This window comes from Streptomyces omiyaensis, assembly GCF_014650895.1.
In the GTDB taxonomy this organism is placed as follows: Bacteria; Actinomycetota; Actinomycetes; order Streptomycetales; family Streptomycetaceae; genus Streptomyces; species Streptomyces omiyaensis.
In genome coordinates this window covers 41,716-56,723 of record NZ_BMVV01000026.1, presented here as the reverse complement: position 1 = coordinate 56,723, position 15,008 = coordinate 41,716, and the positions used below count along the sequence as shown (strand labels likewise).

13 protein-coding genes are annotated in these 15,008 nt (G+C 73.5%); all 13 read right to left on the bottom strand.

From position 1 onward, the window contains the following. Positions 1-235: 235 nt before the first annotated feature. A complete protein-coding gene (locus tag IE287_RS31170) occupies positions 236-427 on the bottom strand; it encodes a DUF6052 family protein (protein WP_189852581.1) in 192 nt (63 codons plus the stop codon). After that, positions 396-1,706 carry a phenylacetate--CoA ligase family protein gene (locus tag IE287_RS31165; protein WP_189852580.1) on the bottom strand — a complete coding sequence of 437 codons (1,311 nt, stop codon included), beginning with the start codon at positions 1,704-1,706 and terminating at the stop codon, positions 396-398. The genes IE287_RS31170 and IE287_RS31165 overlap by 32 nt, the downstream gene beginning before the upstream one ends. A 117-nt stretch (positions 1,707-1,823) precedes the next feature. Then, positions 1,824-2,822, bottom strand: a complete 999-nt coding sequence (locus IE287_RS31160; RefSeq protein WP_189852579.1) for a zinc-dependent alcohol dehydrogenase family protein — start codon at positions 2,820-2,822, stop codon at positions 1,824-1,826. Next, positions 2,819-3,475, bottom strand: a complete 657-nt coding sequence (locus IE287_RS31155) for an anthranilate synthase component II (protein WP_229883844.1) — start codon at positions 3,473-3,475, stop codon at positions 2,819-2,821. Before IE287_RS31155 ends, IE287_RS31160 begins: the two co-directional genes overlap by 4 nt. Beyond that, on the bottom strand, positions 3,472-4,947 hold the full coding sequence (locus IE287_RS31150; protein WP_189852577.1) for an anthranilate synthase component I family protein: 1,476 nt from the start codon (positions 4,945-4,947) through the stop codon (positions 3,472-3,474). Before IE287_RS31150 ends, IE287_RS31155 begins: the two co-directional genes overlap by 4 nt. A gap of 16 nt (positions 4,948-4,963) precedes the next feature. Beyond that, complete coding sequence (locus IE287_RS31145; RefSeq protein WP_189852576.1) at positions 4,964-6,397, bottom strand: phenylacetate--CoA ligase family protein; 1,434 nt, start codon at positions 6,395-6,397, stop codon at positions 4,964-4,966. Then, the gene (locus IE287_RS31140) at positions 6,394-7,062 is read right to left on the bottom strand and encodes a flavodoxin family protein (protein WP_189852575.1); all 669 of its coding nucleotides are present in this window, start codon (positions 7,060-7,062) and stop codon (positions 6,394-6,396) included. The genes IE287_RS31145 and IE287_RS31140 overlap by 4 nt, the downstream gene beginning before the upstream one ends. Positions 7,063-7,318: 256 nt before the next feature. Then, a complete protein-coding gene (locus IE287_RS31135) occupies positions 7,319-8,935 on the bottom strand; it encodes an MFS transporter (protein ID WP_189852574.1) in 1,617 nt (538 codons plus the stop codon). 28 nt (positions 8,936-8,963) lie between these two features. Then, on the bottom strand, positions 8,964-10,079 hold the full coding sequence (locus IE287_RS31130) for a serine hydrolase domain-containing protein (RefSeq protein WP_189852573.1): 1,116 nt from the start codon (positions 10,077-10,079) through the stop codon (positions 8,964-8,966). Between the two features lie 46 nt (positions 10,080-10,125). Beyond that, positions 10,126-11,508, bottom strand: a complete 1,383-nt coding sequence (locus IE287_RS31125) for an FAD-binding protein (protein ID WP_189852572.1) — start codon at positions 11,506-11,508, stop codon at positions 10,126-10,128. Then, positions 11,505-12,770, bottom strand: a complete 1,266-nt coding sequence (locus IE287_RS31120; RefSeq protein WP_189852571.1) for an acyl-CoA dehydrogenase family protein — start codon at positions 12,768-12,770, stop codon at positions 11,505-11,507. Before IE287_RS31120 ends, IE287_RS31125 begins: the two co-directional genes overlap by 4 nt. Positions 12,771-12,795: 25 nt before the next feature. Beyond that, positions 12,796-14,142 (bottom strand): FAD-binding oxidoreductase, encoded by a 1,347-nt coding sequence (locus IE287_RS31115; protein WP_189852570.1) that lies wholly within the window; start codon positions 14,140-14,142, stop codon positions 12,796-12,798. A 58-nt stretch (positions 14,143-14,200) separates the two neighbouring features. Beyond that, a complete protein-coding gene (locus tag IE287_RS31110) occupies positions 14,201-14,983 on the bottom strand; it encodes an SDR family oxidoreductase (RefSeq protein ID WP_229883843.1) in 783 nt (260 codons plus the stop codon). Positions 14,984-15,008 lie beyond the last annotated feature (25 nt).

Here is a 15,008-nt window from a genome sequence, read left to right as displayed (position 1 = left end):
AATTCGATACCTGATGGGCCGCGAGTCATGCTGGCGTCGGCGCCACCCCGCCGCACCTTCGAAAATGCGGTGTTCCCGAAACGGGTTTGGACACGGGAAACACGCGCGGACGTGGGCCGGCGCGGCACCCGGGGGGTGGCGCACCGGCCCGTGTCGCGCCGGGATCGGGCGGTGCCGGTACGGACCTCGGCACGGTTCTCGGCGCGGGTCCTCGCACGGGTCGCGGGTGCGGACCTCAGACCGTGGAGAAGTAGTCGAACTCCACGCCCTGGCCGTCGAGGGCCGTGCGCAGCTCGGCCAGGGCCATGGTCACCGCGGCGCCCACCGCGGGCACCGGGCAGTCGGCCGACAGCTCCTTCAGGGCCGTGTAGGCGCCGAGCAGCCGGGCCTCCTGCTCAGGGCTGAGAAACGAGTGCGCGTTCGTCACGGAGCCTCGCCGCCTTCCATTCCTGCCGGGGCAGAGTGCCCTCGGGGGCCAGTTCCACCTCGGGCCGTATCCCGATCTCCCGCTTGAACTCCTCGGCGATGCGCCGGGCCAGCGTGGTCACGTCGCCGCCCGGCACGTGCCGCGGCTCCACCCGGACGAAGACCGTGTCCAGACCGCGCACCGAGCTGATCGACGTCGAGAACTCGCTGACCTCGTCGAAACCGCGGACCACGTCCTCGATCATCACCGGGGTGACCGACACCCCGCGGATCTTGCGCATGTCGTCGACCCGCCGGATGATCCCGCCGTCGTAGAAGTCCCAGGTCCTGCCGCACCCGCAGGCGGCGGCGGGCCGTTTGACGACCACGTCCTCGGTCCAGTGCCGGAACAGCTGCATGCCCTCGCGGGACAGCCCGGTGGTGACCCGCACCCCTTCCTCGCCGTAGCCGACCGGCAGCCCGGTCTCGGGGTGCAGCACCTCCTCGATCGTGGAGGGCTCGATGATGTGGCAGGCGCCCCGGCGCGACGGGCACTCGAACATGAAGACGCCGCCGAACTCGGTGGTGCCCGCGGCGTTGAAGACGCGCGCCCCGAAGGCCTCCTCGATGGTGCGCGTGGTGAACTTCGACCGGGGCTCGGCGCCCGCCAGGATGATCTTGACGTTCGCCTCCTTCGCCAGGTCGATGCCCATCTCCCGGGCGGTCTCGATCAGGCGCATCGCATAGCTCGGGGTGAGCCCGACGACCTCGATGCCGTAGTCCACGAGGAGCTTGATCCGCGTCCGCGAGTCGAGGCCGCCGGCCGGGACGACCGTGCAGCCCATCCGCTCCAGGCCGTAGTGCATCCCCCAGAAGCCCATGAACAGGCCGTACCCGAACGCCACCATGCCCTTGTGGTGCGGGCGCACGCCCATCGCGTACAGCGCCGTGCAGAAGGTGTCCGTCGACCAGGTCCAGTCGCCCGCCGTGTCGATGGTGCGGATCGGCGGATTGCCGCTGGTGCCGCTGGTCTGGTGGTGGCGGATGCCACGCGCCGGGTCGATCGACGGCCAGGTGCCGTACGGCGGCGCCTGCTGCTCGGCGGCGAGCAGGTCCGCCTTGTGCAGCAGCGGCACGCGCCGGACGTAGTCCTCCATCGAGGTGATGTCACCGGGCAGCCGCTCGCGCCAGAAGGGCGAGCGGGCGCGGGCGTGGTGGAGCGCCCGCTGTAGCCTGCGCCACTGCCACGCCTCGAGTTCGTGGCGCGGCATGGTCTCTGCCTTGGGGTTCCAGTACTCCACTTCGCCTCCGTCGCCGGTACGGTCCCCTGGGATCCTCCTCGGCGCGGGCCCGCCGCCGCATCTCCTGGTGTGCTCACCAGGGGCATCGGGGGGCGCGGAGGGCGCGGGGCGGCCGGGTCAGTCGGCGGTGATCACCACCTTGCCGATGTGGCCGGCGGCCTCGAGGTGCCGGAACGCGGCCCCGGCCTCCGAGAACGGGAACTCCCGGTCGATCACCGGCCGGATGCGCCGCTGTTCCAGGGCCCGGTTCATGGCCCGGAACATCTCCGCGCTGCCGACCTGGACGCCCTGCACGCACAGCACCTTGCGCAGCAGGGGGACCGGACTGATCCCGGTCCCGCCGCCCAGCACGCCGATGACGCTGATCCGGCCGCCGACCCGGGCCGCCGTGATCGACTGGCGCATGGTGCCCGCCCCGCCGACCTCGACGACGTGGTCGACGCCGCCCCCGGCCGATACGGCCGCGCGCGCGCCCCATTCGGGTTCCCGGGCGTGGTCGATCACTTCGGCCGCCCCCAGCTCGCGCAGCCGCTCCAGCTTGGCCGGGCTGCCGGAGGTCGAGATCACCCGTGCGCCGCCCGCAGCGGCGAACTGCAGCGCGAACACCGACACGCCGCCGCTGCCCAGGGTGAGCACCGTCTGGCCGGGGTGCAGCCCGCCGACCTCGACGACCGCCTGCCACGCGGTGAGCGCGGCGCACGGCAGGGTGGCGGCCTCGGCGAAGCCGAGATGGGCGGGGGCGGCGACGACCGCCTCCTCGTCGAAGACCACGTACTCGGCGAGGACGCCGTCGACGGACCCGCCGAGGGCCCGGTCGACCCGGGGGCGTCCCGAGCGCCAGTCGGGCAGGAACAGCCCGGCGACCGCGTCCCCGGGCCGCCAGGCGGTGACCTCCGGGCCGGTCTCGACGACCTCGCCCGCCCCGTCCGACAGCGGTACGAGGCCGGGCGCGATGTCACGGCTGTAGCGTCCGTGCGCGATCAGCAGGTCGCGGTGGTTGAGGGACCAGGCCCGCATCCGGACCAGCACCTGGCGCGGGCCGGGCCGAGGGATCTCGCACCTCTCCTCGCGCAGCGAGGCCGGGCCGTCGAAGCCGGTGAGCCGGTAACGCCTCACGCGGCGACGCCGCTGTCCTGCCGGGACGGGAACGCCGCGGTCGCGCGCACAAAGTTGTGGATCATGCGCATGCCGCCCTCCGTCCGGATGGACTCCGGGTGGAACTGCACCGACTCCACCGGCAGCGTCCGGTGCCGGAGCCCCATCACGTAGCCGTCGTCGACGGAGGTCGCGCTCACTTCCAGGACCGGCGGAAGACTGTCCTCGACCACCACGAGCGAGTGGTAGCGGGTGGCCTGGAAGCCCTCGGGCATGCCCTCGAAGAGGCCGCGGCCGTCGTGGCTGACCCGGCTGGTCTTGCCGTGCATCAGGTGCTCCGCCGGGACCACGGTCGCCCCGTAGGCCCGCCCGATCGCCTGGTGGCCGAGACAGACGCCGAGGATGGGCAGCCGGCCCGCGAAGGCGCGCACCAGCTCCACGTGCCCGCTGACGTCCGGGTGGCCGGGGCCGGGACCGAGCAGCAGCGCGTCCGGCCGCAGCTCCGCCACCTGCTGCTCGCTCAGGGTGTGGGAGCGCGCCATGACCGGTTCGGCCCCGGCGGACATCAGGTACTGCCGCAGGATGTCGACGAAGCTGTCGAAGGCGTCCACGACGAGGACCCGGGGCCCGGGGCCCGACCGCCCGACGCCGCTGTTCAGTGCGGTCACGCTCACAGCAGTCCCTTTCCGGTCACCGCCCAGTAGGCGGCGCTCATCTTCGCTAGCGTCTCGGTCCATTCGCGTTCCGGAACGGAGTCGGCGACCACGCCGGCGGAGGCCCGGGTGCGGTACATGCCGTCCTCGTGGAACAAGGTGCGGATGCACAGGGCGAGGTTGGTGTAGCCGCCGACGTCGATCACGCCGATCGCGCCCGCGTACAGACCTCGGCGGCTGCGCTCGATCTGCTCGATGATCTCCATGGCCCGGATCTTCGGCGTCCCGGTCATCGTGCCCGCGGGGAACAGCGCGGCGATGATGTCGTAGGTGTCACGGTCCGGCTCGGCCTCGCCCACCACCGTCGAGACCAGGTGCAGCACGTGCGAGTAGCGTTCGACGATCAGCTCGTCGGGCACCTCCAGGGTGTCCGCGCGGCAGATCCGGCCGATGTCGTTGCGGCACAGGTCCACCAGCATGATGTGCTCGGCGATCTCCTTCTCGTCGGCCAGCAGCCGGGCGCCCGCCGCCTCGTCGTCGCCGTCGCGCGGGACGGTGCCGGCGATCGGGCGCATGGTGACCGTGCGGTCCTCGACCCGGACGAACAGCTCCGGACTCGCGCCGAGCACGGTCTGCCCCCGGACGTGCGCCAGGTACATGTACGGCGAGGCGTTGTGGGTGCGCATCCGCTGGTAGACGTCGATCGGGTCGACGGAGCTGCGGATGGTCAGCTCGTGGCCGAGCTGCACCTGGTAGATGTCGCCGACGGCGATGTGCTTCAGGGCCCGTTCGACGTCGCGGCGGTACGCGTCGGGGTCGGTGTCGTCCGAGGCGGCCGAGGCCGGCACGGGGCCCGCGGGGGGCACCGGATGCTCCGCCTCGGCCCGGGCGAGCAGCGCCGTCACCTCGGCCGGGTCGAACGCCCGCCAGTGGTCGGACTCGTGCAGGAGGAGTTCCCCCTCGCCGCTGTCGAGGTCGATCACCACACAGCCCTGGTGCAGCACCAGGTGGACGTCGGGCAGCGGGGGGCGCTCGTCGATGACGTACGGCAGGTCCTCGATGTAGCGGACCGTGTCGTAGCCGAAGTAGCCGAGGAAACCGAAGCGGAACCGGTTCGGCGAGCCCTCCGCGTCGAACAGCGCGTGCAGCTCCCGCAGGACCCGCCACAGGTCGCGGCGCGCGCGCAGCCGCAGTTCGCCGTCGGTCGCGTCGAGCAGCGGGGCGATCCGCCGCAACAGCGCCTCGCGCAGGGACGGTTCGCCGTCGACGCTGACGGTGCTGTCCGTGACGGACAGCGAGAGCAGCTCGCCGAAGCCGACGAACTGGTACTTGCGGTCGCGGTCCGGTCCCGCGGCCGACTCGAGCAGGTACACCTGCTCCTTGCCGAAGCGGTGGGCGAGCGCCTGGTGCACCGGAAGCGTCGGGTACGACGGCAGGACCTCGCGGCGGGTGGTCACCCGGATCGCGGCGGGCTCCGGCCTGGGGTCGGGCATGGTGGATCCTCTCCGCTCAGGTGGTGATCGCGTACCGGTGAGCGACCTGACGCGCCACCAGCACCGACGTGTCCAGGGGGGCCCGGTCGTCCAGCACGCGCGCCGCCTTCCAGCTGACGAAGGAGCCGGTGTGGGTCACCGGGTCCAGCTCGTCCTCCACGACGACCGTCGCGTCGAGGCCGGTCAGCGCGCCCAGCCGGACGGCGACGCCGGCGGTGGTGCCGTCCCGGTCGGGGTGGCCCGGCAGCAGGTCGAGCCGTACGGTGACGCGGTCGCCGCCCGCCTCGTCGTGGTCGATGACGACCTGGTAGCCGAGGCAGCCGGAGACCGTGTCCAGGACCGCGGTCTCCAGCTCGGCGGGCTGGAGCACGGCGTTGCCGAGCCGGATGCGGTCGGCGGCCCGGCCGACCACCTCGACGACGTCGCCGGGCAGCGGGGCGCCGGGCGGCGCCCCGCCGATCCGGACCAGGTCGCCGGTGCGGTAACGGATCAGCGGCTTGATGCCGTCGACCAGCATGGTCAGGACCAGCTCGCCCTCGCCCCGGGTGCCGAGGAACTCCCCGGTGTCCGGGTCGACCAGCTCGAAGAGGTAGTTGGGCTGCGACAGGTGGAGCTGCCCGGTGTCGGCGCCGGTCGCGATGCACAGCGACTCCTGGGAGCCGTACAGCGTCGGCCGGACCTGGGCGTGCGGCCACACCGTGGCGACGTTGGCGGCGAACTCGGGGGTGCAGATCTCGCCGAGCACGAGGAACAGCTTCACCGGCAGCCGTGCCAGGTCGTAGCCGTAGTGCAGGGCGGCCTTGGCGAGGCTCAGACAGAGCGCGGGGGCGCAGACGATCACCTCGACGCCGAGGTCCTCGATCAGGCGCAGCGCCTTCTGGAAGCCGACGCGCGGCGACTCCGGCCAGATCTTGACGTGGCAGGCGCCCAGCGCGGCGGTCACCGAGGTGAACACGTCGCCGAAGGCGTACAGCTCCGAGGGGCCCATCAGACCGACGACGGGCATCCGGTCGCCGAAGTGCGCGCGCAGCACGCGCCGCCACGACTCCTCCACGGCCGCGTTGCTGGTCGCGATGTCCCGGGCGCCGCGCGGGCAGGGCGTGGACGGCCCGGTGGTGCCGGTCGTCTCGTAGAAGACGGCCGCGTCGGCCGGACTGCCGGAGAGCACGTCGTACATCTCGCGGCGCAGGTCGTCCTTGGTGGTGAAGGGGAGCGCGGCGAGGGTGGCCGGGGTGACCCGGGTGACGTCCACGCCGGCGAGGTGGCGGCGGTAGAACGGCGAGCGCTCGGTGACGTGCCGCAGGACGGCGGTCAGCCGCTCGCTCCGCCAGCGCTCCAGTTCCTCGTCGCCCAGGGTGCCGTCGTGGAAGGCGCGCGACAGCGGCTCGTACGACTCCCAGAAGGCGGGCAGGCCCGGGTCGCCGGCGGCGAGTGGGGCGGCGGTGCTCATACGGCGCTCACCAGCTCGTTCAGCGGCAGGCCGACCCGCTCGTTGCGGTCGCCGCCGGCCAGCGCGTCACGGCCGGTCAGCTCGCGGTGCTCGCGCAGCAGCGCGATCATGTCGGACATGCGGTCGACCAGGCGCTCGACGTTGCGCAGCCCCTCCTCGTCCTTGGCGGCGTCGCCGCGGTGCAGCGCGTGCACGGTCGCGGGGAAGCCGCTGCCGACCAGGATCATCCGGTTGAGCAGGGCGTTGACGGTCAGCTGGGCCCACACCTCGCCCGCGCTGTAGCGGCGGGCGACGGAGATGATCCCCGCGACCTTGTTGCTCAGCGGGCGGTCGAAGCGCAGATAGCCGACCCCGGCCCGCTCGATGAAGGTCTGCATGAGGCTCGCCGTGCCGAAGCCGTGCACCGGGGCGGCGAAGACGATGCCGTCGGCCTCGATCATCCTGCGCACCACGGAGGGGATGTCGTCGCCCACGGCGCAGACGACCGTGCGGTCGTTGCAGTCGCCGCACGGACCGCACCGCTCCATCCGGACGTTCCGCAGGTCGACGACCTCGAACTCGACGCCGAGCGCACGGGCGTGCGCCGCGGCGTGCCGGAGCACGTCCGCGGTGTTGCCGTCCCGCTCGGAGCCGTTGATGGCGAGGATCTTCGGTGCTGCGGTCATGGTGATGCCTCCTAGGAATCGGGCGGCGGTGACGGGGTGGGCAGCGCCGGGCGCTGCCGGGCGTCGCGGGGGCAGGGGCACCCCGGTCGTGACGGGCGCACCGGACCGGTCGTCGGAATCGTCGCGGCTGGGGACAGACCGCGCATCTCCTTGCGTGCTTGTTTGAAACCGCACGTGAGAAGGGAGTCGACGGAGGCTCGGAGGGCATGCCCGAGGGGCGCGGCGCGCTCGGCGCCGCGCCCCTCGGGCCCCGGTCTCAGACCTCGGTGCGTTCCGCCGCGGGGGCCGCGGCCGTCGCCTCCGTCCTCGCCGGCTCCGGCGTGCCGGGCCGTTCCGCCGGGTCCTTCTCCCGCAGCTTGAAGGCGACGGCGACCGCCACGGCGGCCACCGCGGCGGACGCGACCCAGCTGACCGTGTGCAGCGAGCTGGTGAAGGCGTCGTGGGACGCCGTCACCAGGTCCTGGGCGGTGCCGCCGGACAGCTCGCGGGCGGCGGCGGTGCCACCGGCCACGGTCTCCTGGGCGGCCTCGGCCAGCGGCGCGGGCAGCGAGGCGGGGACCTGTCCGGCCATCTCGTCCCGGTAGAACGCGGCGCCCAGGGTGCCGAGGAAGGCGAGACCGAGCGTCGATCCCAGCACGTTGCTGCTCTCGGACAGCGAGGCCGCGGAGCCCGCCTTCTCCACCGGCACGGCACCCACCACGAGCCCGGTGCCGAGCGCGAACAGCGGGCCGACGCCGAAGGCGACGAGCGCGATGCAGACGACGACCCCGAGGACCGAGCCGTCGTCGCCGACCTGGGTGAGGCCGAGCAGCGCGAGGAAGGAGACGCACAGTCCGCCCACCATCGCGGTCAGCGGCTTCACCCAGCGCAGGAACAGCGGGGCGAGCAGCACGCCCGCGGCGATGCCGCCGCCCGTCGGGGCCTGCCAGAGCCCTGCCGCGGTCGGGCTCAGCTCCGCCACGGTCACGATGTACTGACTGGTGAGGAACGAGGTGCCGGCGAAGGCGCCGGAGGCCACGGCCATGCCCGCGAGCGAGAAGGAGAAGGCCGGTCTGCCGAACAGCCTCAGGTCCACGAGCGGGGAGGCGAGGGTGCGCTGGCGGCGCAGGAACACCGCGCCCGCGCCGAGCCCGACGGCCAGCGACAGCAGCGCCAGCGGGGTCGAGCTGTGGGCGCCGCCCGCGGCGAGCTCCTTGACGCCGTAGATCACCGGGAGGATCGCGAGCAGCGACAGCCCCACGCTGATCAGGTCGAGCGGGCCGCTCGCCCGGCCCGTGCGGTACTCGGGGAGCAGCAGCGGTCCGGCCACCAGCAGCACCACCATCACGGGGACGCCGAGGAGGAAGACCGAGCCCCACCAGAAGTGGTCCAGCATCAGTCCGCCGACCAGCGGACCGACGGCCGACCCGCCGAACTGGCAGGTCGCCCAGAGCGAGATCGCGATGCCGCGCTCCCGGTCGTCGCGGAACATGTTGCTGATCAGCGCGAGGGTGGAGGGGTTGAGCGTGGCACCGGCGATGCCCAGCAGGGCGCGGGCCGCGATCAGCATGCCGGGGCTGCTCGCGTAGGCGGCGAGCAGGGAAGCCGCGCCGAACGCGGCGGCACCGATCAGCAGCAGCTTGCGCCGCCCGATCCGGTCGCCCAGGTTTCCCATGGTGATGAGGAACCCGGCGAGCATGAACCCGTAGATGTCGGTGATCCACAGCTGCTCGGTGCCGCTGGTGCCCAGGTCATCGCTGAGCTGGGGCAGCGCGAGGAACAGGACGCCGATGTCGAGTGCGATCAGCAGGGTCGGCAGGGCCAGGACGCCGAGGCCGATCCACTCGCGTCGTCCCGCCTTCGCCCCGGCGACGGCCTGGGCTGCGTTCGTCATGACGGATACCTTTCTGCCGGCGGTCCGTTCAGACCCCGGCGACGGCCTGGGTGACGATCTCGCTGACGCGCTCGAAGGCGCTCGCCTCGGTCGGGTTGAAACGGTTCTTGGTGAGGGCGAAGGCGACCTTGGTGCGGGTGTCGGCGTAGGCGCCGCTGCCGCCCATGCCCTGGGCGCCGAAGACGTTCAGGGACTCCTGCGGGTCGCCGCCCGGACGGCCGAGGAAGTAGCCGAGGCCCTTCGGGGAGGGTGCGAACACGACCTGGTCGAGATCGGCGACGGCCACCGCGCTGATCTGCTCCAGACGCTCCTGCGAGACGAGGCGGACCCCGTCCACCTCGCCCAGCAGGGCCGCGTACATCTTGGCGACGCCGCGGGCGGTCATCGTGCCGCCGGCCGGGATGTCGGAGGCGAGGATGTCGGCGCGGTTGCCGTAGGAGGCGCTGGGCATGATGGCCGGCGGTGCCGCCTTGAGCAGCGGGAAGTCCTCCGGCATGTCACCGAAGGCGGCGGGGTCGATCGGGGCGTCCTCCAGGCGGGCCAGCAGGCCCTGCTCGGCCTGCGGGACGCCGAGGTAGAGCTCCTTGGAGATGCCGAGCGGGGTCGAGACCTCCTCGAGCAGCACCTGCGAGATCGGCTTGCCGGTCGCCCGGCGGACGATCTCGCCGAGCAGGTAGCCGAAGGTGACCGCGTGGTAGCCGGTCTGGGTGCCGGGCTCCCACCAGGGCTCGGCGGACGCGACGATGGACGTCATCTTGTCCCAGTCGGTCAGGTCGTCCGGGGTGATGTCGCCCGGCAGACCGGGGACGCCCGCGGAGTGGGTCAGGGCGTGCCCGACCGTCGCGTTCTCCTTGCCGTGCACGCCGAACTCGGGCCACAGCTCGACGATGCGGGTGTCGTAGTCGAAGAGGCCCTTCTCGACCAGGGTGTGCACGACGGTGGCCGTGACGCCCTTGCCGGTGGAGGCGCTCCAGAACGGGGTGTCGGAGGTGACCGCGCGGCCGGTCTCCGGGTCGGCGACACCGGAGACGGCGTCGACGACGAGCTCGCCGTCCACGTAGACGGCCGCCTGCAGGCCGGTCTCGGCACCCGACTCGGTCAGCTCGTCCAGCACGGTCTGCACGTGCTTCTGAAGGTCGCTCATGTCTCTCTTTCCTCGTGTGCGTGGTGCGGGGTGGGGGGAAGGCCCGTCAGAGGAGGTCCGACGTGCCGGTCATGGCATCGGACCGGAACAGCCCGTCCGGGTCGTACGCCAGACGGACGCGGTCCACGGCGGCGATGGCCGCCTCGTCCAGATGGCCCTGCGGCTGGTCGGGACTCTCCACGAATCCCGGCGCGGTGCGACCGGTGTCCCAGGGGGCGAGCGCGGCGCGCAGGCGCGCGCAGCGCTCCCGGATCGCGGGCGCCGGATGCAGGCCGGGGAGGCCCGCGGCCATGACGGCGTAGGCGGCCGGCAGATGGTCGAGGACACCGCCGTGCGGGGCCGGCTCCGCCAGCGCGCCGCCGAGCTGCCGCAGTTCGGCGGCGACCAGGGGCGACGCGGAGTCCGGTCCGACCGCGTGGAGCAGGGCCTCGGCCCCCTCCCCGCGCAGGTCGCCGACGAGCAGGTGGTCGCCGAGCACCTCCACCGGACCCGGCGGGTCCTGGTGGGCCTGCGCGACCGCCGGGGTGGCGCCGGGCGCCCAGCTGTCCTCCAGCGGGGCGGCGACGGCGCGCAACGGCCCCAGCAGGTCGTCGGCCTGGCGTCCGGCGGTCGCCAGATCGCCCTCGGCCGGGGCGAGCACCGCACCGGCCACGCACACCACGGGCCCCGAGCGCAGCTCGACCGGGATCTCGGGCACCGGTGGCAGGTTCATGATCCGCAGCGAGGTGGACACCTCGCGCGGCGCGTCGGCGGCCCACTCGAGCCACCGTCCGAGCAGCCGCTCGGCGTGCCGGCCGGCCCAGAAGGCCGCCCCGGTGACCACCCCGGCGGCCGGGAACAGTTCCAGCTCCACCCCGGTGACCACACCGAGTCCGCCGCCGCCGCCGCGCAGCGCCCACAGCAGCTCCGGCTCGTGGCCGGCGTCGACCCGGCGCACCTCGCCGTCGGCGGTCACGACCTCGGCGGCCGTCACCCCGTTGGCCGCGATGCCGGTCCTGCGGCCGTACAGGCTCACTCCGCCGCGCAGCAGATAGCCGACGGCGCCGACGGTCGGCGACGTGCCGTGCGCGGCGGCCAGGCCGTGCACGGCCGCCGCGGCCACCACCTCGGCCCAGCGGGTGCCGGCCGGGATCCAGGCGGTGCGGCGCGCGGGGTCGACCCGGACCCCGCCGCCGAGCTCGGTGCGGATCAGCAGCTGGCCGTCCATCGGCCGGGCCGCCCCGGCGGAGTGACCGGTGGTGTGCACCCGGACCGGCAGGCCGGCGGCGCGCCCGTACCGTACGGCCGCGCGCACCTCGCCGACCGTACGGGCGGTCAGCGCCGCCGCGGGGCGGGCCGGCGCGGCCTCGTTGAAGACGGCCGCGGCACGCGCGTACTCCGGCTCGCCGGGCAGCGCGGGCCGGATGTCCGCGGCGGCGGGGGCGGTCACGAGGGGGAGCCTTCGGTGACGCCGAAGCGGACCTTGGCGTACTCGCGGGTGGCGACGCTCTGCAGCAGCACGCCGATCCCGGAGTGGCTGTGCTGGGTCGACATGTCGCGCCAGATCCGCTCGATCCGCTCGCCGGAGCGCACCGCGCTCGACCCGGCGGTCGGGAACAGGTGCCGCTCCACCGCGCCCCAGGCGAGCTTCAGCACCTCGCGGCAGATGGTGGCGAGCCGCAGGTCCTCCTCACGGGTGAAGTCCTCCGGCGCCCCGGCGCACAGCTCCTCCCACTGGCGCACGGCGTGCAGCAGCGCCGCCTCGGCGGTCGCGATCATGCCCGAGGCGTGCCCGTACCAGTACTGGTAGTCGGGGTCCTCGGCGCGCGAGGTGCCGGTGAAGATGGTGGTGCGCGAGCGCATCAGCTCCTCGTAGGCGTCCAGCGCGCCCTGCGCCATGCCCACCGCCACGGCGGCCGACTCCAGCAGCATGAAGCTCAGCGGGCCGCCGCCGTACTGCCCGTTGCCGTGCAGGGCCCGGCCGGGCGTGCCGGCGCTGACGTCGACCTCGCTCAGGTGGGTGGCCTCGATGGCGTAGTGCGCCGGGACCCGCCCGCCCCGGAAGGAGACGCTGTGCGAGCCGCTGCCCTTCAGGCCGAGCTGGCGGCCCCAGTCGTCCAGCATCGTCCACTCGGAGCGCGGGGCGACGAACAGCAGCAGCTTCGGCTCCGCGCCCCCGCCGGACTCCTCGTCCTCGATGACGGTGTGCCCGATGAAGTGCGTGGCGTAGGGGGCCCCGGAGCAGTAGGGGAAGGTGCCGTCGACGATCCAGCCGCCGTCGGGGGCGCGCCGCGCGGTGCCGGACGGGGTGATGGTCGCCGGGCTGATGAAGTCCCCGTCGGCGAACAGCTCGGCCTGCGTGCGCTCCTCGAACAGCGAGGCGACGGCGAGGGAGTGCGCCGCGCCCAGGCAGTACATCCAGCCCGTCGACGGGCAGCCCCGGGACAGGGCCATCGTGACCTTGAGGAAGGTCTCGGCGCCGAACTCGTACCCGCCGTACCTGCGGGGCACCAGGATCCGGTAGAGACCGGCCCGCGCGAAGTCCTCGTGGGTGTCGGCCGCGTAGTAGGTGCGCTGCTCGGTCTCCGCCTGCCGGGCCACGAGGCCGGCCGCGAGCCGCTCGGCGCGGCGCACCACCTCCTCGGGGGTGAGGTCCGGCTCCGGCGGCGCGGCGCAGACGCCCGGGACGTCCGTGGCGACGAGGGTGGTCATGGGGTGTCCTTCCCGTGTGGGCGTGTCAGGCCTGCGCGTGCGGGGCGACGTTGGCATTGCGGGAGAACACGTTCTCCGGGTCGTAGGCGTCCTTGACCGCCCGCAGCCGCTCGTACGTCCGCGGCGGGTAGACGGCGGCCAGGTCGTCGGCGTCCAGCTCGCTGAGGAAGCCGCTGTAGGCCCCCTCGGTGAACGGGGCGAGCGCCGACCAGAACGCGGTCAGCTCCGGCAGGGCGGCCTCGTTGTCGGCGCGCGGGCCGAGCTTGGCCGTGTTCACCAGGACCTCCGCGTCGCGGTGTCCGAACGCGGTGGCGTCGGCCGGCACCCGGCCCAGGGCCCCGCCCAGGCTGCGCAGCTCCACGAAGAGGTTGTCGAAGGCGGCCGCACCGGTGAGCAGGGTGTCGACCAGCTCGTCGGAGCACTCGCGCGCGAAGCGGTTGCGCACCATCGGCTCCCAGTCCGGCGGGAGCTCGCCCGCCTGGTCGAGCACCTCCGGGTAGGCGACCAGGTTGACGTCCTTGCTCTCCGGCGTGCCCAGTTCGAGCAGCGGGGCGATGGCGGCGCCCGCGGCGGCGACGTCGTCGCCCGCGTAGCAGACCAGGATGTTCACCGGCGCCGGGTCACCGCCGAACGACGGGAACAGCTGCACGTGCGAGGTCAGTTCCTCGGGCGCCTCGCGCAGCGCGCGGGCCCAGCCCTTCACCACCGAGGCCGCCTCGGCGGCGGGGTAGACGATGGAGCCGAAGTGCACCTTCGGCAGCGGCTTGGCGGCCACCTCGAAGGAGGTCACCACGCCGAAGTTGCCGCCGCCGCCGCGCAGCCCCCAGAACAGGTCGGCGTGCTCGTCGGCGGAGGCGCGCAGCACCCGGCCGTCCGCGGTGACGACCTCGGCCGCCACCAGGTTGTCGATTGCGAGACCGGTGGAGCGCACCGTCCAGCCGATGCCGCCGCCGACCAGCAGGCCGCCCACGCCCACCTGGTCGGTGTCGCCGGAGGAGAAGGACAGGCCGTGCTCCGCCAGCACCCGGGCCACCTGGCCCCACTGCGCGCCGGGGCCGACGCGGACCAGGCCGCGCCCGGCGTCGAGGACCTCCACGCCGTCCAGCGGCGAGACGTCGACGACCAGGCCGCCGACGTCGGTGCTCAGGCCCGCGTTGCTGTGGCCGCCGCTGCGCACCGAGACGCGCAGGCCCTGCTCGCGCGCGAACGCGAGGGCCAGGCGCACGTCCTCGGCGCCGTGACAGCGGACGACGACGTCCGGCCGCCCCTTGTGGACGAAGATGTCCTTCACGTCGTCGTAGGCGGCGTCGCCCGGCAGGACGACCTCGCCGGTGACGGACTCGGCCAGGGCGGTCGCCGCAGCGCTGTTCATGGGGTCTCCCGTGGTGGTTCGAGGTGGGCGTGGTCGCGTCCCGGCCGGGACGACCGGGTCAGTGGTGGAACTCGCCGCCGTTGACGTCCAGGCACTGCCCGGTGACGGCCCGGGACAGGTCGGACAGCAGGAACAGGACGCTGTCGGCGATCTCCTGCGGCTCGGGCAGCCTGCGCAGGTCGAGACCGGCCGCGACCTCGTCGTACACCTGCCGCTCGGGGACCCCGCGCTCGCCGGCGAGGTGGGCGAAGTAGCCCTGGAGGGCGGGCGCCCAGATGTATCCGGGGGCGACCGTGTTGACGCGGACGCCCTGCGGGCCGAGTTCGCTCGACAGGCTCTGGGCGAGCGCGAGCAGGCTCGCCTTCGCCATCTTGTACGTGCCGAAGAGCGGCTTGGAGTGCCGGATCGCGACCGAGTTGATCATGACGACGGAGCCCCCGGCCTCGGCGAGCGCCGGGGCGAACAGCCGGGTCAGCCGCAGCGCCGCGTACACGTTGGTCTCGAAGCCGGAGCGGATGTCGTCGATCGCCACGTCGGCGAGCGGCGCCATCGGAGGCACCGCGAAGGCGTTGTTGACCAGCCCGTCCACCCGGCCGAAGGTGTCCACGGCCGTCTTGACCAGCGCCTCGACGGCGGCCTCGTCGGTGATGTCGGTCGGTACGGCGAGGGCGCGGCGGCCGGTCTCCCCGACGGCCGCGGCGGTCTCCTCCAGCACGGAGGCGGTCCGCGCCGCGAGCACGACGTCGGCGCCCGCCCGCGCGGCACCCAGCGCCAGCGCCCGGCCGAGGCCGGGACCGACCCCGGACACCACCACGACCTTGTTCTTCAGCAGTTCGCTCACTTCGATCCCTGTTCCTTCTGTCCCT